Raw genomic sequence first — 23,773 nt, forward strand, 5'->3', positions numbered from 1 at the left:
GAGTTAGTTCTTTAAATTTGTTGGACCGGTCCTGCGGAGCGCAGTCGAAGCCTCTCTGCGCTTTGTTGCGATACCATTGATTGCTGCTGCATCCGGGATGCTTCGGCTGCGCTGCGCAGGACCTTCTGATTTGATTCGTAGTCTACGGCGCATCCGCTCCGGCCAGGGCCTGTATGCTGGCCACCAGCTCGTTGTACTGCCGGAGCTGCTCGAAGTATGCCTCCTGAATCTGCCAGGCAGGCTGGGTGTTCACCACGTATTCCACGTATTCGATGTCGCCGGCGCGAAAGCTTTTTTCGGCCGTGTCGAGGATGAGGCGGGCTTGCGGCAGCGCGTAGTTTTCGTAGTAGAGCAGCGAGGCCTGGGCGCGGGCCAGCTGCTGGCGTAGCGTGCTAAGCTGGGTGCCGAACTGCGTATTAGCGTAAGCCAGCTGCACTTGCGCGGCTTCTTCGCCGATTTTGGCGGCGGCGATGCGCGCACGCTGGGCCCCGCCCAGTATTGGCACTGCAATGCCGGCCTGGGCCACGTTGAAGCCCCTTTCCTGGTTGATGCTCTGGTTAAAGTAGCCGGCGCGGAGGTCGGGCAGGCGGCGCAGCTTTTCGAGCCTGGTTTGCTGCTGGCTGAGGGTGAGCTGCTGCTGGTAGAGCGCCAGGGTGGGGTTGGCAGTGGGATTGAGGGCGGCCGTGTCGGCGGGGAGCAGGGCGGCGCGGGGGCTGGCCGTGGTGTCGATGCTGGCCAGGCTGGGCTGGCCCAGCAGCAGGGCCAGCTGGCGGCGCTGCACCAGCAGCTCGGAGCGCAGCGTGGCGAGGCGGTTCTGCAGCTCGCGCGACCGCGCTTCGGCCGAAACCTGCTCCAGGCGGTTGGTTTCGCCCACCTGGTAGCGGATGCGGGCGGCCCGGGCGGCACGCTGGTAGAGGCTGTCCTGGCGGCGGAGCAGGGCCGTGAGGCGGTAGGTGACCAGCAGATTGTAGTAGGCCGAGCGGATGCTGCGGCTCAGCTCGCGGCGCTGGGCGCGGGCCCGGATGCTGGCCCCCTCGGCGGTGGTTTGCAGCACCTGGCGCTGCGCCCCATACACGGTGGGAAAGGCCGACTGCTGCAGAATGTTGAAGCTTTGGTCGTTGAGCGGGCCGGAAATCTGGCCGTACTGGTAGTCGAACACCAGGCGCGGCACATCGTAGCCGGTGCGGGCCAGGGCGGCCTGCTGCTGCGCCTGCAAAGCAGCCGACTGCACCAGCGGGCTCTGGGCCAACCCCGTGCTCAGGGCCTGCGAAATACTCAGCGGGGCATCCGTCGGGGCTTTCTGGGCGTGGCTCTGCTGCGGCACAAGGGCCGCCAGGGCGCACAGCAGCAGCAGCACGGCCGAAGCCGCTGCCGTGCCGGAGCTGTTGGAATCGGGGCGTTTCGGATTATCCGCTCCATCATTTTTCGCGGCGGGCTCGCCACCGGTTTCTTCGGCTACTTTGGCCTCGTGCGCTGCTTTGGCAGCTTCTACCGGGCTGGGCTCGTCGTCCTTCACAAAGAAGGTGTAGAGCACTGGCAGCACCACCAGCGTGAGCAGCGTGGCCGTTATCAGCCCGCCGATGACGACGGTGGCCAGCGGCTTCTGCACCTCCGCACCGGCCGAGCCGGACAGGGCCATCGGCAGAAAGCCCAGCGAGGCCACCGAGGCCGTGAGCAGCACCGGCCGGAACCGCTCCTCCGTGGCCCGCAGCACCCGTGCGCGGATTTTGTTCACCCCGGCTGCGGCCAGCTCGTTCAAACTGGCCACCAGTACGATGCCATTCAGCACCGCCACGCCAAACAGCGCGATGAAGCCCACGCCGGCCGAAATGCTGAACGGCATCCCGCGCAGCCACAGCGCCAGCACCCCACCAATGGCCGCCAGCGGAATGCCCGTAAAAATCAGCAGCGCCTCCTTCACCGAGCGGAAGGCCAGAAACAGCAGCATGAAAATGAGCACCAGCGACACCGGCACGGCCACCGCCAGCCGGGCCTTGGCGTGGTTCAGGTTTTCGAACTGGCCGCCGTACACGATGCTGTAGCCGGCGGGCAGGCGCAGGCCGGCTTTCAGCTTGCCCTGAATTTCCTGCACGAGGCTTTGCACGTCGCGCCCGCGCACGTTCACGCCGATGTTGACGCGGCGGCGGGCGTCGTCGCGCGATATTTGAGCGGGGGCCGGTTTCAGCGCCACGGTGGCTACTTCGGCCAGCGGAATCTGCTTGCCGTCGGGCAGCGACACGAGGAGCTGGTTGAGGTCGTCGGCCCCGCGCCGGTGCAGCGAGTCGAGGCGCAGCACGAGGTCGAAGCGGCGCTCGCCTTCGTACACCTGGCCGGTGGTCTGGCCGGCGAAGGCGGTTTGCAGCAGGGTGTTAAGGTCCATCACGCGCAGGCCGTACTGGGCCAGCTTGGCGCGGTCGTAGCTCACGCGCAGCTGCGGCAGGCCGATGATTTGTTCCACTTTGAGGTCGCCCACGCCGGCCAGCGGGCGGATGAGGGCGGCCGCTTCGTCGGCTTTGGCTTTCAGCAGGTCAAGGTCGTCGCCGTAAATTTTTACCGAGATATCCGACTTCACGCCCGAAATCAGCTCGTTGAAACGCATCTGGATGGGCTGCTGAAATTCCAGGCTCACGCCGGGCACGCCGGCCAGGGCCTTCTGCATCTTGTTGGCCAGCTCCTCGCGGGTGCTGGCGCTGGTCCAGTCGGCGTGGTCTTTCAGGATAATCATCTGGTCAGAATCTTCCAGCGACATGGGGTCGGTGGGGATTTCGGAGGTGCCGATTTTTCCCACCACCTGCAGCACTTCCGGAAACTGGCTTTTCAGAATGCGCTGAATGCGCGAGGTTAGCAGGATGCTTTCATCGAGCGAGGAGCCCGGCGACAGCGTCACGTTCATGGCGAAATCGCCCTCGTCGAGCTGCGGAATGAACTCGCCGCCCAACCGCGAAAACACGAAACCGCCCAGCGCCAGCAACCCCACGGCCACGCCCACCACCAGCCAGCGCGCCCCCAGCGCCATCCGAATAATGGGGTCGTAGAGCCGGTGCAACGCGCCCACGATGCGGTCGGCCAGGTTGGGCTTCTCGCTGATATCCTTCTTCAGGGCCCAGGCCGTGACGGCCGGCACGTAGGTGAGGCACATGAGCATGGCGCCCACAATGGCGAAGCTCACGGTGAGGGCCATGGGCCGGAACATCTTGCCCTCGACGCCGGTGAGCGACAGGATGGGCAGGTACACAATAAGAATAATGAGCTGGCCGAACAGCGCCGAGCGCATGAGCCGCGTGGTCACGCCCTCGGTGATGTCGTCCATGGTTTCGTGGGCGGCTTTGGCGCGCTCGTGCAGCAGGTGGGCGATGACGGCCTCCACGATAATCACGGCCCCGTCCACGATAAGGCCGAAGTCCAGCGCGCCCAGACTCATGAGGTTAGCCGACACGCCGAAGAGCTTCATCATGGCCAGCGCGAAAAGCATGCACAGCGGAATCATGCCCGCCACCACCAGCCCGGCCCGCAGGTTGCCGAGCAGCAGCAGCAGGACGATGATGACGATGACGCCGCCCTCAATCAGGTTCTTCACCACCGTGTGAATGGCCTTATCCACCAGCTTGGTACGGTCCAGAAAAGGCTCGATGACCAGGCCTTTGGGTAGCGTTTGCTGAATTTCGGCCACCCGCGCCTTCACGTTTTTGATGGTGGCTTCGGAGCTGGCGCCTTTCAGCATGAGCACCACGCCGCCCACGGTTTCGCCCTGGCCGTCGCGGTTCATGGCCCCGTAGCGCACGGCGTGGCCGAAGCGCACGGTTGCGATGTCGCGCACCAGCAGCGGCGCGCCGCCCTGGCCGGGCACGCCCACGGGCTTCACCACGATGTTGCCGATGTCCTGCAACGAGGTGGCCCGCCCCTCGCCCCGAATGAAAAACGCCCGGGGGCCGCGCTCCAGGTAGCTGCCGCCGGCGTTGCCGTTGTTGGCCTGCAGGGCCTCGTAGAGCTCGGCCATGCTCACGCCCGCGCCGGCCAGCCGCGCCGGGTCGACGCTCACCTCGTACTGCCGCACGTAGCCGCCGAAGCTGCTCACGTCCACCACGCCGTTCACGCCGGCCAGGCGGCGCTTCACCAGCCAGTCCTGCACCTCGCGCAGCCGGGCCAGACCGAATTTTTTTTCGTAGCCGGGCTGAGCCTTGATGGTGTATTGATAAATCTCGCCCAGGCCGGTGGTGATGGGCGCCATGCCCGGCGCGCCCAGGCCCTGGCCGAGGTCGGCTTCGGCGGTTTTGAGCTTCTCGGCCACCAGCTGCCGGGTGTGGTAAGTATCCACGTCTTCCTCGAAAACCACGGTGATGACCGACAGCCCGAAGCGGGAAATCGACCGGATTTCCGTCACGCCCGGTATGGTGCGCAGCTCCAGCTCCAGCGGCACGGTGATGAGCTGCTCAACCTCCTGCGCGGCCAGCGCGGGGCTTTGGGTAATGACCTGGACCTGGTTGTTGGTGACGTCCGGAATGGCGTCGAGCGGCAGGCTCGCGGCCGAAAAAACGCCCCAGGTAATAATGCCTGCCAGCATCAGCCCCACCAACAGCTTGTTGCGGATGCTGAAATTAATAATCGCCGAAATCATGCGAAACGGTGCAATGCCGCGCGGCCTGGACGCGGCCACTGGCCGGCCCGGGAGGCGCTAACAATCCAATAAAAAAGGGGAGGGGCCCGAAATTCGGGGCCGGTGCCGCCAGGGGCACGGGCACACTGCGTCCGGGGGCGCGGGCGGGCTAGGCTCGGGGCGGCTGGCCGAGCGAGCTGCTGGGCGTGAAGGCGTAGCGCGGCGCGGCGGCCACGCGGTAGGCCCGCGCCTCTATCGGAACGGGCTGGCCGACGAAGACCACCCGCGTCAGCGGAGCCATCACAAAGCTGAGCGTGACGCAGCCGTGGTGGCAGCGCAGGGGCAGGTTGTGGTGGTCTTGCTGGTGGCGTTGTGAGAGGGTGCACCCGGCGTAGTGCCTGGTGCCCGCCCCGTAGTGCTCCACCATAAACTGGCCGAACGTGAGCCCGCCGCCCGCCGCCGAGTGATGAAACTCGTAGTGCTCCACCAGCTGCGGCAGCTTTGCCAACTCGCCCAGGTCGTTATCGGGCACGAGGCTGCCCAGCAGCATCAGCAAACCCAGAACGAAGGCGACGGTGGCACGCATAGCGGCTGTTAAACGGTGCGGCACGGTAAATGTTTTACCGCAAGGGCGGTACAAAAATAGCGTACTGATAATTAAAGCCAGAAACGTCATGCTGAGCGCAGCCGAAGCATCTCTACCGTGGTAAGTAATCCAATCGAATGAGTTAGTTGTGCGGTAGAGATGCTTCGACTGCGCTCAGCATGACGTTTCTGTTATTCTTATCCATCCAGACTTTCCTAACGACACCCCCTCACCCGCCGTACTTTTGCCCCATGCGCTACCTCCTCACCCTGCTCATTGCCTTCTCCGCGCTGGCCGCCCAGGCCGGCCCACCCCAGATTCTGCTCGACGTCGCCCGTTTCCGCAACCTGAACAAGGTGGAAAAAGGGGCCGAGGTTGAAATCTACGTGACCGTGCCCACCCAGCCGCTCACCTACCGGCAGCGGGCCCCGAAGTCGTTCCAGTCGTCGGCCGTCGTCACGCTCGAAGTACTGAAGGCCGACGGTACCTCCGCCTACCGCGAAGTGGTGACGCTGAAGCCGCCGGTGCTCACCGACACCACCATTGCCATCAAAAACCCGCAGAGCTTCCTGAAAAGAATCATGCTGCCCGATGGCAAGTACACCCTGCGCGGCACCGTGAAAGACCAGTACCGCAGCGCCAACGGCGAAACCACCGTGGAAAAGCCGCTGGTGCTGGAAGCACCCGCCGGCCCGTTCCTCACAGACGTGGTGCTGCTCTCGCGCCCCGCCGTGAAGGGCGGAAGCGCTGACGACAATTTCAGCCGGGGCGGTTACCGCCTCACGCGCGCGCCCGGCGGCAGCTACGGCCGCGGGGCCGACAACGTGTTCTTCTACACCGAGCTGCACAACGCGCCGGTGGGGCAGGAGCTGCGCGTGCATTACCACCTCACCACCCCCGACGGCTCGGCTGCCGATGCCGACGCCACGCTCACGCCGCAAAGCGGCCGGCCCACGCCCGTGGTGGGCCAGCTGCCCATGGGCCCGCTGCCCGATGGGCCGTTCACGCTGTTCATTGAGGTGTATGGCGGCCCCGGCAACAAGAAGCTGATTGCAGGCCACCGCGCCATCGGCCAGCACAGCGCGGCTGAGTTTTCGCCCGGCGCCGCCCCCGCCCCCCGCTAAGCATGGCCACGAAAGGAGCCCTTGCGGCAGCCGGCCGGCCCTACGCCTGGTACTTCGAGCCCCTGCGCTGGCTGCTGCTGGGCCTGGCGCACCTGCCGCTGGCGGTGCTGTACGTATTCGCGGAGTTTATCTACTTTCTGCTGGCCTACGTGGTGCGCTACCGCTGGCGCGTCGTCACGGAAAACCTGCGCAATTCTTTTCCGGAGAAAAGCCCGGCCGAAATCGAGCGCACCGGCAAGGCCTTCTACCGGCATTTTGCGCAGGTAATCGTCGAGATTTTGAAAGCGGCGGCCATTTCGCCCGATGAGCTGCGGCAGCGCCTGCGCTTCACCAATCCGGAGCTGATGACGCGCCACTTCGCCGAAAAGCGGCTGGTGCTGTCGCTTGGCTCGCACATGGGCAACTGGGAGTGGATTCTGAGCGGGGCGGCGCTGGAGTTTCCCGGCCGGGCCGCCGGCGTGTACAAGCCGCTGAACAACCTGTTCTTTGAGAGCTTCATGCGCCGCCTGCGCACCCGCCTCGGGGCCGATGCCGTGCCCATGCTGGCCACGCTGCGCTACCTGGTGGCGCATCGGGGCGAGGGCCGTACCCTCAGCCTGCTCACCGACCAGGCCGCCGGCCCCGAAGACAAGCCCTACTGGACCGACTTTCTGCACCAGGACACCAGCTTCTACACCAGCGCCGACCGGCTGGCCGTGCAGCTCGATTGTGCGGTGCTCTACGTGGGCATCCGGCGCGTGCGGCGCGGGTACTACGAAGTCACCTTCACCGAACTGCCCGACGGCCGCGAAGCGAAGCTGGCCCCGACCGGCACCTTCCCGGTCACGGAAGCCTTCGCCCGGCAGCTGGAAAAGGACATGCGCGCCTCGCCCGAACAGTATTTGTGGACGCATAGGCGCTGGAAGCACAAGCGGTAGGGGAGGAACAAAAGAAGAACGTCATGCTGAGCGAAGTCGAAGCATCTCGCGTGTGGCAGTAATCCAATCGAAGGGAGTACTTGCGCGGTAGAGATGCTTCGACTTCGCTCAGCATGACGTTCTGAGTAGAAGCGCCTGCAGTTGGCTACAACCTACAGATACTGCTCAATATCGCCGGCACCTTCGCGCACGATGTCGAAGTCGTCGTTGGTGCAGTCCACAATGGTGCTGGGGGTGTTACCGCCGAAGCCGCCGTCGATGACGAGGTCCACGAGCAGGCGGTATTTCTCGTAAATCAGGTCCGGGTCGGTCACGTATTCTTCCAGGGTTTCCTCGCTCTCGCGCACCGAGGTGCTCACGATGGGGTTGCCGAGCTCCTTCACCAGCTGGCGGATAATCTGGTTGTCCGGCACGCGAATGCCAACCGTCTTGCGCTTCACGCCGCCGAAGCGGGGCGCGTCGGCGCTGGCTTCGAAGAGGAAGGTGAACGGGCCGGGCAGCGCCTTTTTAATCACCTTGTAGGTCGAAGTGGTGATGCCGTGGGCGTAGTCGGAGATGTGCGACAGGTCGTAGCAGATGAAGCTCAGGTTGGCTTTTTCGGGTTTGATGCCTTTGATGCGGCAGACTCTTTCCACGGCCTTGGCATTGGTCACGTCGCAGCCGATGCCATACACGGTATCCGTGGGATAAATGATGACGCCGCCTTTGCGCAGCACGTCAACAGCTTGCTGGATACGGCTTTGCGGCGGATTCTCGGGGTGAATGCGGAGGAGGGTGGCGGGCATAAGGGAATAGAGAGATTAAGTGGTTCGAAGAAGCGGCCGGGGCCGGACAACCGACGGACAGGCGGGACGCTGGGTTGCAGGCCGGGGCCGAAGGCGCGGGAAAGGTACTACGCCCGGCCGAAATGCACCATGAAACCGCCCGCATTTAGGGCTTCGCTTGCTGGCCTTCGTACTTTTGGCCCCGCTCCCCCGATTCCCGCTCCCTCGCCATGTCTGAACCCGCCCGCAAGTCGGCCATCGAATACCGCAACCAAGCCCTGAAGCGCCGTCGGCGCTGGGCCACCGTCAGCGTCGTTATCACCCTCGCGCTGGTGTGCTTCTCCTATTATTTCTACCAGATTTTCTTCACCTCCAACATCGAAACCAAGGGCAAGCCCGCCTATGTGGTCATCCCGCGCGGCGCTACCTGGAAAACCGCCCTCGATGCCATCGACAAAACCGGGGTCGTGGTCGACAAGCTCTCGCTGCACTTCGTGGCCCGCCTGATGAAGTACGACAAGCCCGGCGCCGTGAAGCCCGGCAACTACGCGCTGAAGGACGGCTTCACCAACCGCCAGCTTATCAACGTGCTCAAAAGCGGGGCCCAGTCGCCGGTGCGCCTCACCTTCAACACGGTGCGCCTGCGCAACGAGTTGGTGGCCAAGCTGGCCAGCCAGGTCGATGTGCCGGCCGCGCAGCTCGATTCGCTGCTGCGCGACCCCGCCTACACCCGCAGCCTGGGCTTCGACACCACCACGGTGCTTACCATGTTCATTCCCAATACCTACGAGCTGTATTGGAACACCTCGGCCAAGCGCCTGATGCAGCGCATGAAAACGGCCTACGAGCAGTTCTGGACGCCTGAGCGCGATGCCGAGCGCGAAAAGCTCCACCTCACCCGTGCCCAGGTCAGCACCCTGGCCAGCATTGTGGAGGCCGAGCAGCAGCAGCACCCCGACGAGCGCCCGCGCATCGCCGCCGTTTACCTCAACCGCCTCAGGCGCGGCATGAAGCTCCAGGCCGACCCCACCGTTGTTTACGCCAACCACGATTTTACCATCAAGCGCGTGCTCAACGTACACCTCGCCAAAGACTCGCCCTACAACACCTATATGTACGCCGGCCTGCCGCCCGGCCCCATCAACCTGCCCAGCATCGCCAGCATCGATGCCGTGCTGAAACCCGAGCAAAACAACTACCTCTACTTCTGCGCCAAGGACGATTTCAGCGGCTACCACGCCTACGCCGTCACCGAGGCCGAGCACATCATGAACGCCAGGCGCTACCAGGCCGCGTTGAACCGGGCGGGAATTAAATAAAGGTTGAGTTTTGAGGGTTAAATGTTGAGTGTTTGGTTTAGATGAAAGTTGAAAATCCAATTGCTGAGCGAAGCTTCACATTTGCCTTGTAGATTGTAGAACTGTACAAACTACCGAGCGCGGAATGCGAGTATGTACTGTCGAAATAGTTGCTCTGAAGCGGTACCAGCATTGGGGCAAACGTTGCGGAAGCTACTGCTGCCATATCCAGGCGCGACTTCGCGGCTAAAATGTCAGTTGCGTCGAAAGAAGCGCGCGAAACGAAATACTGGTTGATGCTCCTCTCGCAAGGAGGGCTGACCCAGATTGATTTGAGTGCTGCGTTGAATGAAATTAATCAGCTCATCAACATTCTGACTGCCATCGTAAAAACAGCGCAAGCCAATCTGAATTAGCGCTCAAAACCCAACATTCACCCCTCAAAACTCAGCCCTTCTTGTACACTTCCGACATCCAAATCCGCGTGCGCTACGCCGAAACCGACCAGATGGGCTACGTCTATCATGGCAACTACGCGGCATATTTCGAAGTAGCCCGCACCGAAGCTTTTCGCAAGCTGGGCATCAGCTACAAAGAGCTGGAGGCCGATGGCGTGGGCATGCCGGTAGGGGAGCTGCGCACCCGCTTCCGCCGCCCGGCGCGCTACGATGACCTGCTGACGGTGCGGCTCCTGCTGCGCCAGCCGCCCGAAGGCACGCGGGTGCTGTTCGAATACGAAATTTACAACGAGGCCAACGAGCTGCTCACCGAAGGCCACACCCTGATGGTGTTTGTGAAAACCACCACCGGACGGCCTGTCCCCATTCCCGAAAGCATCCAGCAGCAGCTGCTGCCGTATTTTAGTGAAGCCGATTTGGACAGCCCCGTGCTGCCCAAGCCCGCCGCCATTCCGCCCGATGCGCCCGCTCCGGCAGCGTTCAGAAAGTAACCGCGTTGCGTTTTGACTGTTGAGGGTTGACTTTTTACCTCGGCCGATTCACTCAAAACGTAACCCGCAACAGTCGAAATTTCCGTGAAAGCCCCCGCCGCCATCAGCCGTGCCCGCTTCCCCGATGTGCGCCAGCAGCGCACCTATCGGAAGGTGATTGTGGGCCTGAAGCGGCTGCGACTGCCCGGTGGCCACGCCTCGCTCTACGACGTGCTCGACCGCATCCTGCACGAGCTGCGGCTGGATAGCCTGGAAAAGCGGGCGGCCTACATGGCCTTCAACCTCACGGTGGCACTTTTTCCGACCATTATTTTCCTGTTCACGCTCATTCCGTACATCCCCGTACCGAACCTGAACGTGGACATCCTCCAGTTTCTGGCCGATTTTATGCCCCGTGAGCTGTACGCGGCCACGGCCTCCACCATCGAGGACATTGTGAACATCCCGCACGGCGGCCTGCTCTCCTTTGGTTTTGGCACGGCGCTGGTGCTCAGCTCCAATGGCATCATGGCCCTGCTCGATGCCTTTGAGAAGAAATATCCGTGGTTTAAGCACCGCAGCTACCTGCGCAAGCGCCTCATTGCTACCGGACTAACCTTTGTGCTTTCCCTGATTCTGGTGCTGGCCATTGCCGGCATCTTCTTCGGAACCTACCTCATCGACGGGCTGGTATTCTATGAAATTGTGCCCGAGCGGTTCACCGATTTGGTGCTCACGCTCATTCGCTACGGCTCGCTGGTGGGGCTGTTTCTGAGCACCACCTGCGTCATCTATTACTTCGTGCCGCCGGTGCACGACAAGTGGCCGCTGGTGTCGGCCGGTGCCGTGGTGGCCACGCTGCTCATTTTTCTGGTGTCTTTTTTATTCACGCTCTACGTCCGCATTTTCGATTCCTACAACCATTTCTACGGCTCCATTGGGGCGCTGGTGGGCTTCATGGTCTGGCTCGAGTTTGTGTGTATGACGTTGATTATCGGCTTCGAAGTGAACGTGAGCATGGATGCCATCACCGGCCGCCGCCGGCAGATGATGCGCGAGCAGCTGGCCGCCAAGGGGCGCTAGGGCATAAAAAAAATAAGCCACGCGAAAAAAAAAAGTGCGTTTGGGGCTGCATCGTTTGCCTTTCGTTCTTACTTTTGCACTCCCCAATCACTCGGGGGCCTGAATAGAGAGGTGGCAGAGTGGTCGAATGCGACGGTTTCGAAAACCGTTATACCGGCAACGGTATCGGGGGTTCGAATCCCCCCTTCTCTACAAAAAAGGCTTTTTCTGCGCTGGAAAAAGCCTTTTTTATTGATGAATAACTCCAGCGCACCAGAGTAACCGACCCAGAGAAGTGGCAGAGTGGTCGATTGCGGCGGTCTTGAAAACCGTTGAGGGTTAAACCTCCGGGGGTTCGAATCCCTCCTTCTCTGCAAGAAAAAAAGCCCGATTCCAGCTTGGAATCGGGCTTTTTTTATTTTCCGGAAACACGTTAGAAGACAGCAGCCGAATAGCCGTCCATGCTATTGCACGCCGAGGCGCAGCGCCATAGTACCGGCCCTGACCACGTACACGCCACCGGCCAGCCCGGGCGGGAGCAGCAGGGTGGCGGTACCACTGGCATCGGCCGTGGCGGTAGCCACTTGCCGGCCCAGCGCATCGTAAACCCGCACTTGGGTGCCGGGTTGGTTGCCCGTAAGCGTGGCAATGCCCGTGGCCGGATTCGGGAAGAGGGCCAGTGGGGCCTTGCCTGCCACCGGCACGGTCCGGATGGGCGAATAGCTGCTGGTTTGGTCGCGGTCCACCTGGTGGAGGCGGTAGTAAAGCAGGGCAGTCCCGGCGGGCAGCCTGGCATCGAGCAAGGCATAGGCGAGGGGCGCGGAGCTGCTGCCGGCGGCCGCCACGCTGCCGATTTGCTCAAAGGCGCGGCCGTCGGCGCTGCGCTCTACCTCGAAGCGGGCGCTGTTCTTTTCCGAAGCCGTGGCCCAGGCCAGGCGCACGGCGCTGGAGCCCTCGGCAACGGCTGTGAAGGCGGTGAGCTCAACCGGCAGCGCGGGCGGCGCGGTGAGGAAAAGGGCCTGCGCGTAGCTGTCCGTGACCGTATTGGCGCTGTTGCGCAGCTGTACCTGCTGCAAGCCGCCGCAGCCGTTCCGAACCTGAATATCATCGACGAACCAGCCGGGCAGAATGCCGAAGTCGTTGGCTACGTCGGACTGGAACTGGAAGCGCACCCGAACGGACTGCCCGCTGAACGAGCTCAGGTTGATAACCGAATTCTGGAAGGCCGCCGGGCCGCTCAGGGTGGACGAAATGCCGGAAAAGCAGGGCCGGCCGGCCGAGGCAGTGCCCGTGGCGAATGCCGAGTTGTAGCCGTTCAGCAGGAAGTAGGGGGCCGCATCCTGCCAGGCCCCGTTATTCACCGAAATAGCTACCATGCCGCCGTCGTATATGGATTCGGTGCTGAAAAAATGATAGAAGGACAGCACCGAGAACCCCGTTGGCGTGAACGCCGCCGAGGTCAGGGTCACATCGGAGGTAGCGGAGGGGTCGCCCGTGGCCCAGGCCGTGGTGCCGCTGTGGGCGCGGGCCGTGGTGGCGGCCCAGGCATTGCCGCCGCTGGTCACCACGGCCGGCGTGAAGCCGCCCACGGTATTGGCGTCGCGGTCGTCGTTTACGGGCGTGGCGATGGCGCAGCCCGCGCCGGTCGCCGTCTGGGCCGTAATCTGAAAGGCGCGCTGCTGGCCCTGGGCAAAGCTCAGGTTGGCGAAGGTGACGGTGCTGCCGCTCAGCGTGCCGCCGGTGCTGCCGAGGTACTGCAGGCCCGTGGGCAGCTGGTCGGTGATGGAAACCGGGGCCGGGGGCTGGCACTCGCAGGTGGTCGAGAGGGTGATGGTGAACTGGTTGCCCGTCGCAGGAGCGGTGTTTTTGCGCAGGCTTACGCCGGGCAGGTCGTAGGCGGCCGTCTGGTCGGTGGCGCTGGTGGAGGCTCCCTCGCGGGCGCTGGCTCCCATGCCGCGCCGGGCAAAAGCGCCCCAGATAGCACAGTGGTAGCGCCCGTTATACAGCAGCGAATCGGCGGCCAGAATGGCATCGCGGCTGTCCAGAAAGCCGGGCTGGCAGGGCTGCAGCTTGAGGCCCTGCATCACCAGCTGCAGGGCTACGGCGTTGCCGCCGGTGCTGGCGCTGTTGTAGAGGTTGGGCTCGATGCGGCCCTGCAGCTGAATGATGCTCCAGGTCATGTCCCAGAGCGTGGCGCACCAGATTTCGCCAATGTTGTGGACTTCCGTGCTGGCCGCCATGTCGGCATAGGTGAGCGGGTTCACGCTCATGTTGGTGCTGTACGGGTAGCGGCGGATGCCGGCCCCCGTAGCCGCCTGGTTGACGGCGTAGGTGCCCATGGGCCGGGCGCGCGGGCCATCGGTAAGCGGGGTCGTGGTCCAGTCGGTAGTCATCAGCAGGGCGAAATAGTCGCTCCAGCCCTCGCCCGCCTGCTCGGCATTGTAGAGGCAGCTCGTGTTGGAGCCGCCCCCGGTGAGGCGGTTGCTGATGCCGTGGCCGTACTCGTGCGATACCACGCCGTTGTCGAAATCCCCGTCCAGCCGCTGCGGTATCTGGAGCGTGAGCTGCACGGTTGCGCCAGCATCGAGCTGCCCGGCCAGCGCGGCCCCATCGGCCTGCGACACCATCACGGCCGGAATGGTAATGGTGTTGTCGGTGCCTCCCATCGTGATGGGGGCGCCCGCCACGTTGTTCACCACTACCACCGCAATGGCTCCGGCGTTCTGGGCCGATTTTACCTTGGAAGCAAAGCCGCAGCTTGAGCCCCGGTAGAGCAGCGCAATTTTGCCGGTGAGCGAGTTGGCCGGCGACGAGCAGGCGAGGTGCGTGCCTGCGCCGAAGTCGTTGTAGTAGGCCAGGGTGCCGGAAATCGGTCCTCTGTTCACCAGCTGGTTTTGGGTGCTCATGGCCCCTTCGGCTATGGCATAGGTGCCCGCAATGGCCGCCGGGGCCGTCACCACCAGGCTGTTGCTGGGGCTGATGTTCCATAAGTACATCTGCATGCGGCCGCTGGTGCCATCGGGCGGGGTGTTGAAGTTGGCATTGTTGGCTCCGCTGCCGTCCTGGGCTTCGGCCTTCACGTAGTCGTTGCCGGCGCCGCCCCGGCCAATGTTGTCGGTCTGGAAGTTGCCGGCCGCTTCCGTAAAGCCGTACTGATACAGCACGTCGTGCATCAGGTTGTTCCAGTAAAACAGGTTCACCGTGGCCGCCCGCCGGTTTTTGCCCAGCGTGGGTGCTTTGGTGAAGTCGGGCACGTAGTTGAAAATCAGGTTGCTGGTCGTGCCCGTGGAAGTGGCAACGCGGCCGGGCGCGTTCAGCTTCAGGCTGTCGTCGTAGGCCCACACGTTGTTGCCACGGGTGTCGGTGTAGTTGGTGGCGCCATCGAAATGCCAGCCGTGAGTAGCGGCGGCGTTGCCGGCGCCGGCCCGCAGCCAGGGGTTGGTGTCGGTGGTGGGCGTGGTCACGTCGGGCCGCTCGCCTGGGAAGGGCACCACCACGTAGCTGGCCGGCGTCACCGTGGCGAGGCGCTTGGCCGCGTTCGGCCGGCGTAGTATGCGTACCGGGCCGGCGCTTGCCATTGGGCGCAGCACGGGCACGGCCGCCGGAGCCTTCGCATTTTCCTGCACCGTCCAGTTGTCCTGGTCCAGCAGTTGGCCGGTGCTGGCATCTACCCGAATATTGAGCCAGTCGGCCGACGCCCGCACGTCCACGTTCACGTTCCAGGCCAGGTGGAGCTGCTGGTTTTTGTCGATGGCCCACACCAGGCGCACCACCAGGGGGCGGCGCGCCACCCCGGCGGGCGCAAAGCGCTGTTGCTGGTCGGGGCCGTCGGGGCTTTCCAGCGGGGCGAGGGCAATGCCGGGGCGGCCGGGCAGCGTAGCTACCGCCCTGGCAACAGCCGTGGCCGCGGGCACGCCCGGCGTTGCCGACAGGCCCGCAAAAGCCTTGGCCGGCACAAAGCTGCCCGCATGATGCACCAGCCGGCCATTCTTGAAAACCAGCGTAACCACCCGATTATAAACCGGAATGCCCCCGTGCAGCTGCTGCGGATAGGCATAGAGCAACCCCGAGGGCTCGGTATGGGCGCTGGAAATGCGCAGGTCGGGAGCGGCCACGTCGGGGCTGGCCCACTGCTGACGGGTTTGCCAGGCCAGCTCAGCGGCCAGGCGGGTAGGTTCAGACTGGGCCCGGGCCGGCTGCCCGGCGGCCGGCAGCAGCAACGCAGCCAGCAGCAACCCCAAGTAAACAGTTTTCATAGCAGGAAAAGTCAGGCGGCAAACCAATCAGCACAATTACAAATTTATATTTGATTTTCAGGATAATAAAATGAATTTATCATGAGGTAAGGCTCAGGGAATCAGCCTGGCCAATTGCCCTGCGGCACGGGCCGAACACCAAAAAGGCCAAGGCGGCCCCAGGAAAAAAGTCCCGGCAATCGCTCCCGAGCAAGGAAGCAACGGCCGGGACTAATCGTAGCAGGTAGCTGCGCGGGCGCGGCCTGTCGGACCTATACGGTTACGCTGTCAAGGCCTTTTTGCAGGGCGGTGGCCTGGAATTCCGGCAGCTTTATTCCTTCGGCCCGGGCCACGGCAACGTCGCTCATGCCCAGGAAACCGAGCATCCAGCGCAGGTAAGGCGCGGCAAAGTCGTAAGGCTGCATCGGCCCTTCGGAGTAGATGCCGCCGCTGGCCATGGCGACGTACACTTTTTTGCCCGTAATCAGCCCTTCAGGGCCGGTGGGGGTGTAGCGGAACGTGATGCCCCCCCGCGTGAGGTGGTCGAGCCAGGCCTTCAGCGAGGACGCAATGGTGAAATTGTAGAACGGCGACCCGATGACGAGCACATCTGCTGCCATGACTTCGGCAATGGCCTCGTCGGAGTGCCGCACGGCCGCCTGCTGCTCCGGCGTGCGGCCCTCGGCCGGCGTGAAGTAGGCCTGCAGGTGGGCTTCTTCGAGGTGGGGAAACGGGTGCCTGGCCAGGTCGCGCACCACCACGGTGCTGCCCGGGTGCGCCGCCAGCAGCTTGTCGATGATGCCCTGGCTGAGCTTGGTGCTGAACGACTCGGCCCCGCGGGCGCTGGAAATGATTTGCAGAATCTGCATGATAAAATGGGAAATGGGGTGATAAAAGGCGAACCCTTCGCACCGGCCGCGCCAACCCTGCGGCCGCGTACGCTGTTTGGTATGCTGATTACCTCAAGCAATCAGATAGCCGTTTGTTGGTCATTGCTGCCAACTTCAGATTACTGAGCGGTTGCCTGATTACCAGCAGGTAACCAGGTGTTTTGGCCCCTTTATTTCCTGTGTTTCAGCATGACTGACCCCGATAAACTCCCCGCCTGCGCCGCGACCATGCAGGCCCTGCGCAACTCCTTTCTGGTCGTCAACAGCAAGTGGAAGCTGCCCATTATTGTGGCCCTGAACGCGGGCACCCGGCATTTTCGCGGGCTGGAGCGCAGCGTGCCCGGCATCTCTACCAAGGTGCTGGCCAAGGAGCTGAAGGATTTGGAAGCGCACCAGTTCATTGCGCGCACGGTGCACCCCGGCCCGCCCGTGGTAGTAGACTACCACGTTCTGCCCTATGCCCGCTCGCTCGACCCCGTAATTGAGGTGCTGAAAGCCTGGGGCCTGCAGCACCAGCAGCGCCTGGATGCGGGCAAAGCCGCGCCGGTGCCGGGGCAGTAACGGCGCCGGATGCCCGCCGGACCCGTGCAAGCAGGCGTTTTGACTGAAACAAAGGGCATTCTGATTAAATCTGCCGCGTCGGCCGCCGTGACCTTTGTATCATCAACCACAAGTAAAAAACGTCTGATGAAAGCAGTAAGAATTCACGCATTTGGCGGCCCGGAGGTCATGCAGATAGAAGACGTGGCGCGGCCGGTGCCGGCGCCCGATGAGATTTTAGTGGCCGTGTATGCCAGTGGCGTAAACCCGGCAGACTGGGGAATCCGGCAGGGCGGCAACGACTTTCTGCGGCCGCTGTTGAAACTGCCCATGACCCTGGGGTGGGACGCGGCCGGCATAGTGGCCGAAACCGGGAGCGCGGTCACCACCCTGCAAAAAGGCGATGCCGTGTACGGGGTGCCAAATTTCCCCGGCGATGGCAGCTACGCCGAATACTGCGTGGCCAAAGCCAGCCAGTTTGCCCCCAAGCCGCAGCGCCTCGGCTTCAACGAAGCGGCGGGCGTGCCGCTGGCCGGCCTCACCGCCTGGACGGGCATCTTCGCGCACGGCAAGCTGCAGCCCGGCCAACGCATTCTTATTCAAGGCGCTTCGGGCGGCGTGGGCGGCTTTGCGGTGCAGTTTGCCAAAGCCAAGGGGGCGTATGTCATTGGCACCGCTTCGGCCGGCAACCAGGCCTATCTGAAGCAATTGGGGGCCGACGAAGTGATTGACTACCAGCGCCAGCAGCTGGAAACGCTGGTGCGCGACGTGGACGTGGTGTTTGACGCTTCGCCCCTGCGCGACAATGCGGAGCGGCTGAAGCTGGTGGCCGTACTGAAAGAGGGCGGAATACTCGTCAGCGCCAATCTGGACTGGCCGTTCGACGAGGAGGTGCAGGCCGCCCTGGCCCGGAAGCAGGCCACAGGCGAGCTGGCAGCAGTGCAGCTGAAGCAGGAATGGCTAACCGAAATTGCCCAACTGATTGACGAGGGCCGCGTGCGGGTTTTCATCAGCAAAGTATTTCCGCTGGAGCAGGTGGCCGAAGCCCACCGCGAAAGCGAAACCTGGCACGTGCGGGGCAAGCTCGTATTGGAAATAAAAACAGCAGACACGCCGGCATGAGGCACTTCAAAACGATAAGCGAATTTCACGACTACCGGAAATTGCCCAAGCCGCAGCATCCGCTTATCAGTGTGATAGATGTTGGCAGCGTCGTGCACCTCAAAGACGAGGAACCCACCAGTCTGACAATGGATTTTTACGCTATTTCGGTGAAGCGAATGCGCAATTTCAAAGCAACGTATGGGCAGCATTCCTTTGATTTCAACGAAGGCATTCTGTCGTTTATGGCGCCCAATCAGGTGTTTAGCATTGCGGTGGCCGACAAAGACGAGGAAATAGAAAAGTCGGGGTGGGTGATATACATTCATCCCGACTTTATCTGGAATACGCCGTTGGCCAAGACAATTAATCAGTACGATTTCTGGGATTATTCGCTCAGCGAATCCTTATTTCTTTCGGCCAAGGAAGAAATAACCATCACCAATATTATTCAGGCTATTCAGCAGGAATGCAGCGCCACTATCGACCGGTTTAGCAAGCAGATTATTATCTCTCAAGTAGAAAGCCTGCTGAATTATGCCGACCGATTTTATCATCGTCAGTTTATTACCCGGGAAAAGGCGAATCATCAGGTACTTAGCCGGCTGGAATTTCTGCTTCACGAGTATTTCAACAGCCCTGATTTGGCCGAAAGAGGCTTGCCCACTGTTCGGTACGTAGCCGAACAGCTGCACCTTTCGCCCAAGTATTTAAGCGGCTTGTTGCGCGTATTGACCGGGCAAAATACCCAGCAGCATATTCACGACAAGCTGATAGCCAAAGCCAAGGAAAAATTGTCGGCTACCAACCTGACCGTCAGTGAAATTGCCTATGAGCTGGGGTTTGAGCATCTGCAGTCATTCAGCAAATTGTTCAAGACCAAAACCAAGCTCTCGCCGGTAGAATTCAGGACATCTTTTAATTGACAAAGCCGGGGCGGGAAATCGGGATATTGCTGCAATAAGCTGCCCAAAACCGGGGCGGAATAAAACGCAGCATTTGTTACGGGGGCCTCAGTCCGCCGCGGCATGCTCAACGGCCTGCGCCGGCGCGCGGAGGCGGCAGAAGGCAGGCGTGCTGCCGGGGGCACGGCCCCGGCCCGAAAGGCCCCGGCCTGGTCACAAAAGCCACCGGTAGAGCCTGCTTGCGTTGCCGAACGAATACGCTGGGAAGGCCCGGAACCGGGCAAAAGCAACGCGGGGATTTCACGCGCTTTTGCCCGTTGATGGCAGATTCTGCCGAGACAAAAAAAGGCCCCGCCGGTTCCGGCGGGGCCTTTTTTAGGCAAGGAGTGGGGGACGCTTACTTAGCCAGCTTGGCTTTCAGGTTCTCATCCAGCGCTTCGAGGAATTCCTCGGTGTAGAGGTAGTCGCGGCCGTGCTCCACCTTGTTGCCGTGGATGCAGACGGCCAAATCCTTGGTCATCTTGCCGCTTTCCACGGTTTCGATGCACACTTGCTCTAGCGTGTGGCAGAAGTCGATGAGCTCCTGGTTGCCGTCGAGCTTGCCGCGGAATTCCAGGCCGCGCGTCCAGGCGAAGATGCTGGCAATGGGATTGGTGCTGGTGGGCTTGCCGGCCTGGTGGTCGCGGTAGTGGCGCGTCACGGTGCCGTGGGCGGCTTCGGCCTCCATCACGGTGCCGTCGGGCGTCACCAGCGTGCTGGTCATGAGGCCGAGCGAGCCGAAGCCTTGGGCCACGGTGTCGCTCTGCACGTCGCCGTCGTAGTTTTTGCAGGCCCACACGAAGTTGCCGTTCCACTTGAGGGCCGAGGCCACCATGTCGTCAATCAGGCGATGCTCGTAGGTGATGCCGGCTGCCTTGAACTTGGCGAGGTAATCGGCTTCGTAAATCTCCTGGAAGATGTCCTTGAAGCGGCCATCGTACTTCTTCAGGATGGTGTTTTTGGTGCTCAGGTACAGCGGCCAGCCCTTCATCAGGGCCTGGTTGAAGCAGGCGTGGGCGAAGCCGCGGATGCTTTCGTCGGTGTTGTACATGGCCAGGGCCACGCCGTCGTTTTTGAAATTGAATACCTCGAACGACTGCACCTCGCCGCCGTCCTCGGGCGTGAAAGTGATGGTGAGCTTGCCCTTGCCTTTGGTCACGAAGTCGGTGGCGCGGTACTGGTCGCCGAAGGCGTGGCGGCCGATGCAGATGGGGGCCGTCCAGTTCGGCACCAGGCGGGGCACGTTGCTCATTACGATGGGCTCGCGGAACACGGTGCCGTCCAGGATGTTGCGAATGGTGCCGTTGGGCGACTTCCACATCTGCTTCAGGCCGAACTCCTTCACGCGCTCCTCGTCGGGGGTGATGGTGGCGCACTTGATGCCCACGCCGTACTGCTTGATGGCGTTGGCCGAGTCGATGGTCACCTGGTCGTTGGTTTCGTCGCGGTACTCGATGCCCAGGTCGTAATATTTGATGTCGAGGTCGAGGTAAGGGGTAATCAGCTTGTCTTTGATGAATTTCCAGATGATGCGCGTCATTTCGTCGCCATCGAGCTCCACTACGGGGTTGGCTACTTTGATTTTGGTCATTGCTGCTGCGGGTTTATCGTTTGTGTTGGCAGTAAATAGGCTGGGTTCTCCAGTTCGGCAGCAATATTACGGGAGGAAAGCGGGGTAGCCCAGCCCTTGCCGCCTGGCAGGGCCGCGCCGGCAGAAAAAACCGCTCGGCCAGCGGCTGGTTACGCACTGGGTAGAGCCCGCTGCTGGCCGGAGCAATGGCTCCAGCCAGCAGCCGACAACGCGGCGGCCTTCTTTGCCGTTGCAGCTCCGCCAACGTTCTGCTTATCCCCCGCTTTCTTTATGCTTCGCTTCTATTCTCTTTTGCTGGCGCTTTTGCTGGCAGCGGCAGCCCGTCCGGCGGCCGGCTATGCCGTCCTCACGCACGAGGCCAACATCGACTCGACCTGGGAGCGCTGCCTGGTGCCGGCCATCATGAAGCGCTACCCCACCACCACGCCCGAGCAGCTCATTGATGCCAAGGCCTACGCCTACGGCGGGGCCATTATTCAGGACATGGGCTACTATCCTTTTGGCTCGGTGCTGTTTACGAACCTCACGCACTACGTGCGCTCCGGCGATTTCGTGCACAACCTGCTGGCCGAAGCCGTGGACCGCAACGACTACGCCTTCGCCCTGGGCGCGCTGGCCCACTACTCGGCCGACCTCAAGGGCCACTCCGAGGGCACCAACCGCGCCGTGCCCATGGTGTATCCCAAGCTGAAAGCCCAGTACGGCGACGTGGTGACTTACGAGCAGGGCAAGGTGCAGCACGGCCAGCTCGAGTTTTCGTTTGACGTGGTGCAGCTGGCCAGCGGCAAGTACCACAGCCAGGACTACCACCAGAAAATCGGCTTCCAGGTGAGCAAAGCCCCGCTGGAGCGGGCTTTCCTGAAAACCTACGGCCTGGAGCTGGGCCAGGTGATTGCCAACGTGGACCTGAGCATTGCCACCTTCCGCTTTGCCGTGAGCCAGCTGATTCCGACCGCCGCCCGGGCCGCCTGGCACTACAAGCGCAAGGATATTCTGAAAATGAGCCCCGGCGCCCGGCGGCGCGACTACATGAAGCGCAACAACCCCAAGGAGTTTCGCAAAGAATACGGCACCGAGTATAAGGAGCCGGGCTTTGGGGCGCGCATCATTTCGTACTTCATCCGGGTGCTGCCCAAGATTGGCCCGCTCAAGCCGTTTGCTTTCCGGCTGCCCACGCCCGAGGCCCAGAAAGTATTCCGGGCCAGCTTCCAGCAGGTGATGGCCAGCTACTGCGCCAACATCAGCCGCCAGCCCGCCGATACGGCCGCCGTGCCCATCACGCTGGTCAACTCCGACTTCGATACCGGCCACACCACCCGCGCCGGCGAGTATGGCCTGGCCGACGAAACCTACGGCGAATGGGTGCGCAAGCTGGCCGATAAAAAGTTTGAGAAAGCCGACCAGGTAATGCGGCAGAACATTCTCAGCTTCTTTGGCTCAGCCCCCAAAACGCCGGCTTCCGAAGAAGAAAAGGAAGGCGACAAGCAGCGCGAAACCCAGGAAGCCCTGGCCCAGTTGCGGGCACTGAAAATGTAGTGCCCACCGGGGCTGCTACGCCTTAAGCCAACGAATGGCGGCCTCCTCTTCGCTGAACAAGGCCATGGTGTAGAGGCGGTTGGGGGCCATGGCATCGTGCAGGCTCTCCTGAAGTCCGGGGTCGGTGACGAGGGCTTCGGCGCGCTGGGGCGAGATGAGGTAGGCGACGCACAGCCGGCCGGGAGCCCACAGGTTGGCCGCGCGCGGCAGCCAGTTGTAGGCAACCCAGTTGGCGGCCTCAATGTCGGGGGTGGGGCGCTGGCGCACGTCCAGCAGCCAGCGGTCGGTGCGGTGCGCGGGCTCGGCCGCCAGAATGGCCTCGTACTCGTGCTGAAGCGTCGGCAGCTGGGTATTGCTGAGCCAACGAACGAAGAATACGCCTGTTTCAGCGCAAAAGCTAAAATGCAGGGATGTGGGCACACTCATGGTAGTAAAGCTAACCGTTGGTTAGGATTATCCCAATAAGGAATCGTCGTTTTGGGTGGGCTGTGGTTTTTGCAGCAGCATGGTGTTTCTATAAAGTATTAACATGCTAGGTTTTAACTGTACCGTAAAAATCTGTTGAACAGAAAAAAAACGCTATGGTGCTTTTGTGGAAAGTCAGGGCTTAAACCCGCCGCCCGGCTTCGCGTCTATGAGGAAAGAAAGCCATTACGCAATACCTCACCATTATGAAGTCAAACAGAATCACTGCATTAGCGCTGTTGCTACTGGCTGTGCTGGCCACCAGCATTGTGGGCATGGCCCGGGGCGGCGGGCACCGCGGCAACCACCGCCCCATGGGCCGTGAGGTCCGGAGCTACGTGGAGGCCAACGTGCTGCCCGTGCTGCGGCAGCAGCGCCAGAAGCTGGAACCGCAGCTCTCGGCTGCCGACCAGGCCCAGCTGGCTACCTACCGCACCCAGCTGCAAGCCCTGAAGGCACAGGGGAAAGCCCTGCGCCACAGCATCAACCCCAGTGGCGAGCGGCCCACCACCCGCCCCACGCTCACCGAAGCGCAGCAAAAGCAGGCGCATGAGCTGCGCTTCCAGGCCCGCAGCATTATGCTGAATGTGGCGCAGATGGCGCAGAAATACGATGCCGCCATCGCGCAGCTCACCCAGGAAGTGCAGCCCCAGAAGGAAAAATGGGCTACCGATATCAAAGCCATCGTGGCCAAAAACGCCACCCCCGAGCAGCAGCAGAAACTGGCGAGCCTGCAGGGGCGGATGCACGGGCGCGACGGCCTGCGCCGACTTTTTAAGCCGGCTATGTTCCTGCTGCTGAATCCCAACGCACCCGCTGCTGGTTCTGACGAACGCAACGGCCTGGGCAGCACGACCTTTTACCCCAACCCGGCTGCCGCCACCAGCCAGCTCGACTATGAGGTGAAAAAGGCTGGTCCCCTCACCGTCGATTTGCTGGACAAGGACGGCAACAAGCTGCGCACGCTGCTGACCGAGCCCAACGCCGAAAAAGGCCAGCACACGCAGCCGCTGAACCTGAGCGACCTGCCCGCCGGCACGTACTTCTATAAGATTACCACCAAAGGCAATTCGCAGACCAAGCGGTTTGTGAAAGAGTAGGCTGCCGGTTATTGCGGGGAGGCACGACGACGCAAATCCGTCCTCCCGGCGGTGACTCGCCCTGAGCCATGAAAAGCCCCGACTCAATTCAGAGCCGG

18 protein-coding genes and 2 tRNA genes are annotated in these 23,773 nt (G+C 62.3%); 13 read left to right on the top strand and 7 right to left on the bottom strand.

All coding sequences use genetic code 11. The annotated features are described in order from the left end of the window. Positions 1–142 precede the first annotated feature (142 nt). Positions 143–4,615: a CusA/CzcA family heavy metal efflux RND transporter gene (locus tag ACYVHT_RS10640; protein ID WP_460550983.1), complete on the bottom strand. Its 4,473-nt coding sequence runs from the start codon at positions 4,613–4,615 to the stop codon at positions 143–145. Between the two features lie 148 nt (positions 4,616–4,763). Next, the gene (locus ACYVHT_RS10645; RefSeq protein WP_460550986.1) at positions 4,764–5,180 is read right to left on the bottom strand and encodes a hypothetical protein; all 417 of its coding nucleotides are present in this window, start codon (positions 5,178–5,180) and stop codon (positions 4,764–4,766) included. A 251-nt stretch (positions 5,181–5,431) separates the two neighbouring features. On the opposite strand from ACYVHT_RS10645, the gene ACYVHT_RS10650 reads away from it, so the two are divergent. Both ACYVHT_RS10650 and ACYVHT_RS10655 read left to right on the top strand, forming a co-directional pair. After that, positions 5,432–6,304, top strand: coding sequence for a hypothetical protein (locus ACYVHT_RS10650; protein ID WP_460550989.1), 873 nt, complete (start codon positions 5,432–5,434; stop codon positions 6,302–6,304). 2 nt (positions 6,305–6,306) lie between these two features. After that, positions 6,307–7,221, top strand: a complete 915-nt coding sequence (locus ACYVHT_RS10655) for a lysophospholipid acyltransferase family protein (protein WP_460550992.1) — start codon at positions 6,307–6,309, stop codon at positions 7,219–7,221. 152 nt (positions 7,222–7,373) lie between these two features. On the opposite strand, the gene ACYVHT_RS10660 is transcribed toward ACYVHT_RS10655, so the two are convergent. Further along, a complete protein-coding gene (locus ACYVHT_RS10660; RefSeq protein WP_460550995.1) occupies positions 7,374–8,006 on the bottom strand; it encodes an L-threonylcarbamoyladenylate synthase in 633 nt (210 codons plus the stop codon). A 209-nt stretch (positions 8,007–8,215) separates the two neighbouring features. Here ACYVHT_RS10660 and mltG point away from each other — a divergent pair, with 209 nt between their 5' ends. From mltG to ACYVHT_RS10690, 6 genes are all read left to right on the top strand, one after another. Continuing rightward, the gene (gene mltG, locus ACYVHT_RS10665; RefSeq protein WP_460550998.1) at positions 8,216–9,304 is read left to right on the top strand and encodes an endolytic transglycosylase MltG; all 1,089 of its coding nucleotides are present in this window, start codon (positions 8,216–8,218) and stop codon (positions 9,302–9,304) included. Positions 9,305–9,474: 170 nt separating this feature from the next. Then, positions 9,475–9,699: a four helix bundle protein gene (locus ACYVHT_RS10670; protein WP_460551072.1), complete on the top strand. Its 225-nt coding sequence runs from the start codon at positions 9,475–9,477 to the stop codon at positions 9,697–9,699. Positions 9,700–9,740: 41 nt separating this feature from the next. Continuing rightward, on the top strand, positions 9,741–10,232 hold the full coding sequence (locus tag ACYVHT_RS10675) for an acyl-CoA thioesterase (RefSeq protein ID WP_460551001.1): 492 nt from the start codon (positions 9,741–9,743) through the stop codon (positions 10,230–10,232). Positions 10,233–10,316: 84 nt separating this feature from the next. Next, a complete protein-coding gene (locus ACYVHT_RS10680) occupies positions 10,317–11,294 on the top strand; it encodes a YihY/virulence factor BrkB family protein (RefSeq protein WP_460551004.1) in 978 nt (325 codons plus the stop codon). A 105-nt stretch (positions 11,295–11,399) separates the two neighbouring features. Further along, positions 11,400–11,486, top strand: a tRNA-Ser gene (locus ACYVHT_RS10685). Between the two features lie 76 nt (positions 11,487–11,562). Beyond that, positions 11,563–11,647: transfer RNA gene (locus ACYVHT_RS10690), tRNA-Ser, on the top strand. Between the two features lie 90 nt (positions 11,648–11,737). Here the strand turns inward: ACYVHT_RS10690 and ACYVHT_RS10695 are convergent. Next, on the bottom strand, positions 11,738–15,529 hold the full coding sequence (locus ACYVHT_RS10695; RefSeq protein WP_460551007.1) for a M36 family metallopeptidase: 3,792 nt from the start codon (positions 15,527–15,529) through the stop codon (positions 11,738–11,740). Between the two features lie 251 nt (positions 15,530–15,780). Beyond that, positions 15,781–16,377, bottom strand: a complete 597-nt coding sequence (locus ACYVHT_RS10700) for an FMN-dependent NADH-azoreductase (protein WP_460551010.1) — start codon at positions 16,375–16,377, stop codon at positions 15,781–15,783. 210 nt (positions 16,378–16,587) lie between these two features. On the opposite strand from ACYVHT_RS10700, the gene ACYVHT_RS10705 reads away from it, so the two are divergent. From ACYVHT_RS10705 to ACYVHT_RS10715, 3 genes are all read left to right on the top strand, one after another. After that, on the top strand, positions 16,588–16,959 hold the full coding sequence (locus ACYVHT_RS10705; protein WP_460551013.1) for a winged helix-turn-helix transcriptional regulator: 372 nt from the start codon (positions 16,588–16,590) through the stop codon (positions 16,957–16,959). Between the two features lie 168 nt (positions 16,960–17,127). Continuing rightward, entirely contained in the window at positions 17,128–18,060 is a 933-nt protein-coding gene (locus ACYVHT_RS10710) for an NADP-dependent oxidoreductase (RefSeq protein WP_460551016.1), read from the top strand. Next, positions 18,057–18,965 carry a helix-turn-helix domain-containing protein gene (locus tag ACYVHT_RS10715; protein WP_460551019.1) on the top strand — a complete coding sequence of 303 codons (909 nt, stop codon included), beginning with the start codon at positions 18,057–18,059 and terminating at the stop codon, positions 18,963–18,965. Before ACYVHT_RS10710 ends, ACYVHT_RS10715 begins: the two co-directional genes overlap by 4 nt. A gap of 376 nt (positions 18,966–19,341) precedes the next feature. On the opposite strand, the gene ACYVHT_RS10720 is transcribed toward ACYVHT_RS10715, so the two are convergent. Next, a complete protein-coding gene (locus tag ACYVHT_RS10720) occupies positions 19,342–20,574 on the bottom strand; it encodes an NADP-dependent isocitrate dehydrogenase (RefSeq protein WP_460551022.1) in 1,233 nt (410 codons plus the stop codon). A 270-nt stretch (positions 20,575–20,844) separates the two neighbouring features. On the opposite strand from ACYVHT_RS10720, the gene ACYVHT_RS10725 reads away from it, so the two are divergent. Beyond that, the gene (locus tag ACYVHT_RS10725) at positions 20,845–22,110 is read left to right on the top strand and encodes a zinc dependent phospholipase C family protein (protein WP_460551025.1); all 1,266 of its coding nucleotides are present in this window, start codon (positions 20,845–20,847) and stop codon (positions 22,108–22,110) included. Between the two features lie 15 nt (positions 22,111–22,125). Here ACYVHT_RS10725 and ACYVHT_RS10730 read toward each other — a convergent pair whose 3' ends face one another. Beyond that, entirely contained in the window at positions 22,126–22,530 is a 405-nt protein-coding gene (locus tag ACYVHT_RS10730) for a hypothetical protein (protein ID WP_460551028.1), read from the bottom strand. Between the two features lie 251 nt (positions 22,531–22,781). On the opposite strand from ACYVHT_RS10730, the gene ACYVHT_RS10735 reads away from it, so the two are divergent. Next, positions 22,782–23,675, top strand: coding sequence for a T9SS type A sorting domain-containing protein (locus tag ACYVHT_RS10735; protein WP_460551031.1), 894 nt, complete (start codon positions 22,782–22,784; stop codon positions 23,673–23,675). Positions 23,676–23,773 lie beyond the last annotated feature (98 nt).

It is taken from the genome of Hymenobacter daeguensis, from assembly GCF_054780555.1.

Excerpts from the sequence above, each read along its gene's own strand:
- ACYVHT_RS10735 (WP_460551031.1), top strand. The coding sequence starts at position 22,782 with ATGAAGTCAAACAGAATCACTGCATTAGCGCTGTTGCTACTGGCTGTG.
- ACYVHT_RS10700 (WP_460551010.1), bottom strand. The coding sequence starts at position 16,377 with ATGCAGATTCTGCAAATCATTTCCAGCGCCCGCGGGGCCGAGTCGTTC.
- ACYVHT_RS10710 (WP_460551016.1), top strand. The coding sequence starts at position 17,128 with ATGCAGATAGAAGACGTGGCGCGGCCGGTGCCGGCGCCCGATGAGATT.
- ACYVHT_RS10720 (WP_460551022.1), bottom strand. The coding sequence starts at position 20,574 with ATGACCAAAATCAAAGTAGCCAACCCCGTAGTGGAGCTCGATGGCGAC.
- ACYVHT_RS10655 (WP_460550992.1), top strand. The coding sequence starts at position 6,307 with ATGGCCACGAAAGGAGCCCTTGCGGCAGCCGGCCGGCCCTACGCCTGG.
- ACYVHT_RS10695 (WP_460551007.1), bottom strand. The coding sequence starts at position 15,529 with ATGAAAACTGTTTACTTGGGGTTGCTGCTGGCTGCGTTGCTGCTGCCG.
- mltG (WP_460550998.1), top strand. The coding sequence starts at position 8,216 with ATGTCTGAACCCGCCCGCAAGTCGGCCATCGAATACCGCAACCAAGCC.
- ACYVHT_RS10715 (WP_460551019.1), top strand. The coding sequence starts at position 18,057 with ATGAGGCACTTCAAAACGATAAGCGAATTTCACGACTACCGGAAATTG.
- ACYVHT_RS10660 (WP_460550995.1), bottom strand. The coding sequence starts at position 8,006 with ATGCCCGCCACCCTCCTCCGCATTCACCCCGAGAATCCGCCGCAAAGC.
- ACYVHT_RS10650 (WP_460550989.1), top strand. The coding sequence starts at position 5,432 with ATGCGCTACCTCCTCACCCTGCTCATTGCCTTCTCCGCGCTGGCCGCC.
- ACYVHT_RS10645 (WP_460550986.1), bottom strand. The coding sequence starts at position 5,180 with ATGCGTGCCACCGTCGCCTTCGTTCTGGGTTTGCTGATGCTGCTGGGC.
- ACYVHT_RS10725 (WP_460551025.1), top strand. The coding sequence starts at position 20,845 with ATGCTTCGCTTCTATTCTCTTTTGCTGGCGCTTTTGCTGGCAGCGGCA.
- ACYVHT_RS10640 (WP_460550983.1), bottom strand. The coding sequence starts at position 4,615 with ATGATTTCGGCGATTATTAATTTCAGCATCCGCAACAAGCTGTTGGTG.
- ACYVHT_RS10705 (WP_460551013.1), top strand. The coding sequence starts at position 16,588 with ATGACTGACCCCGATAAACTCCCCGCCTGCGCCGCGACCATGCAGGCC.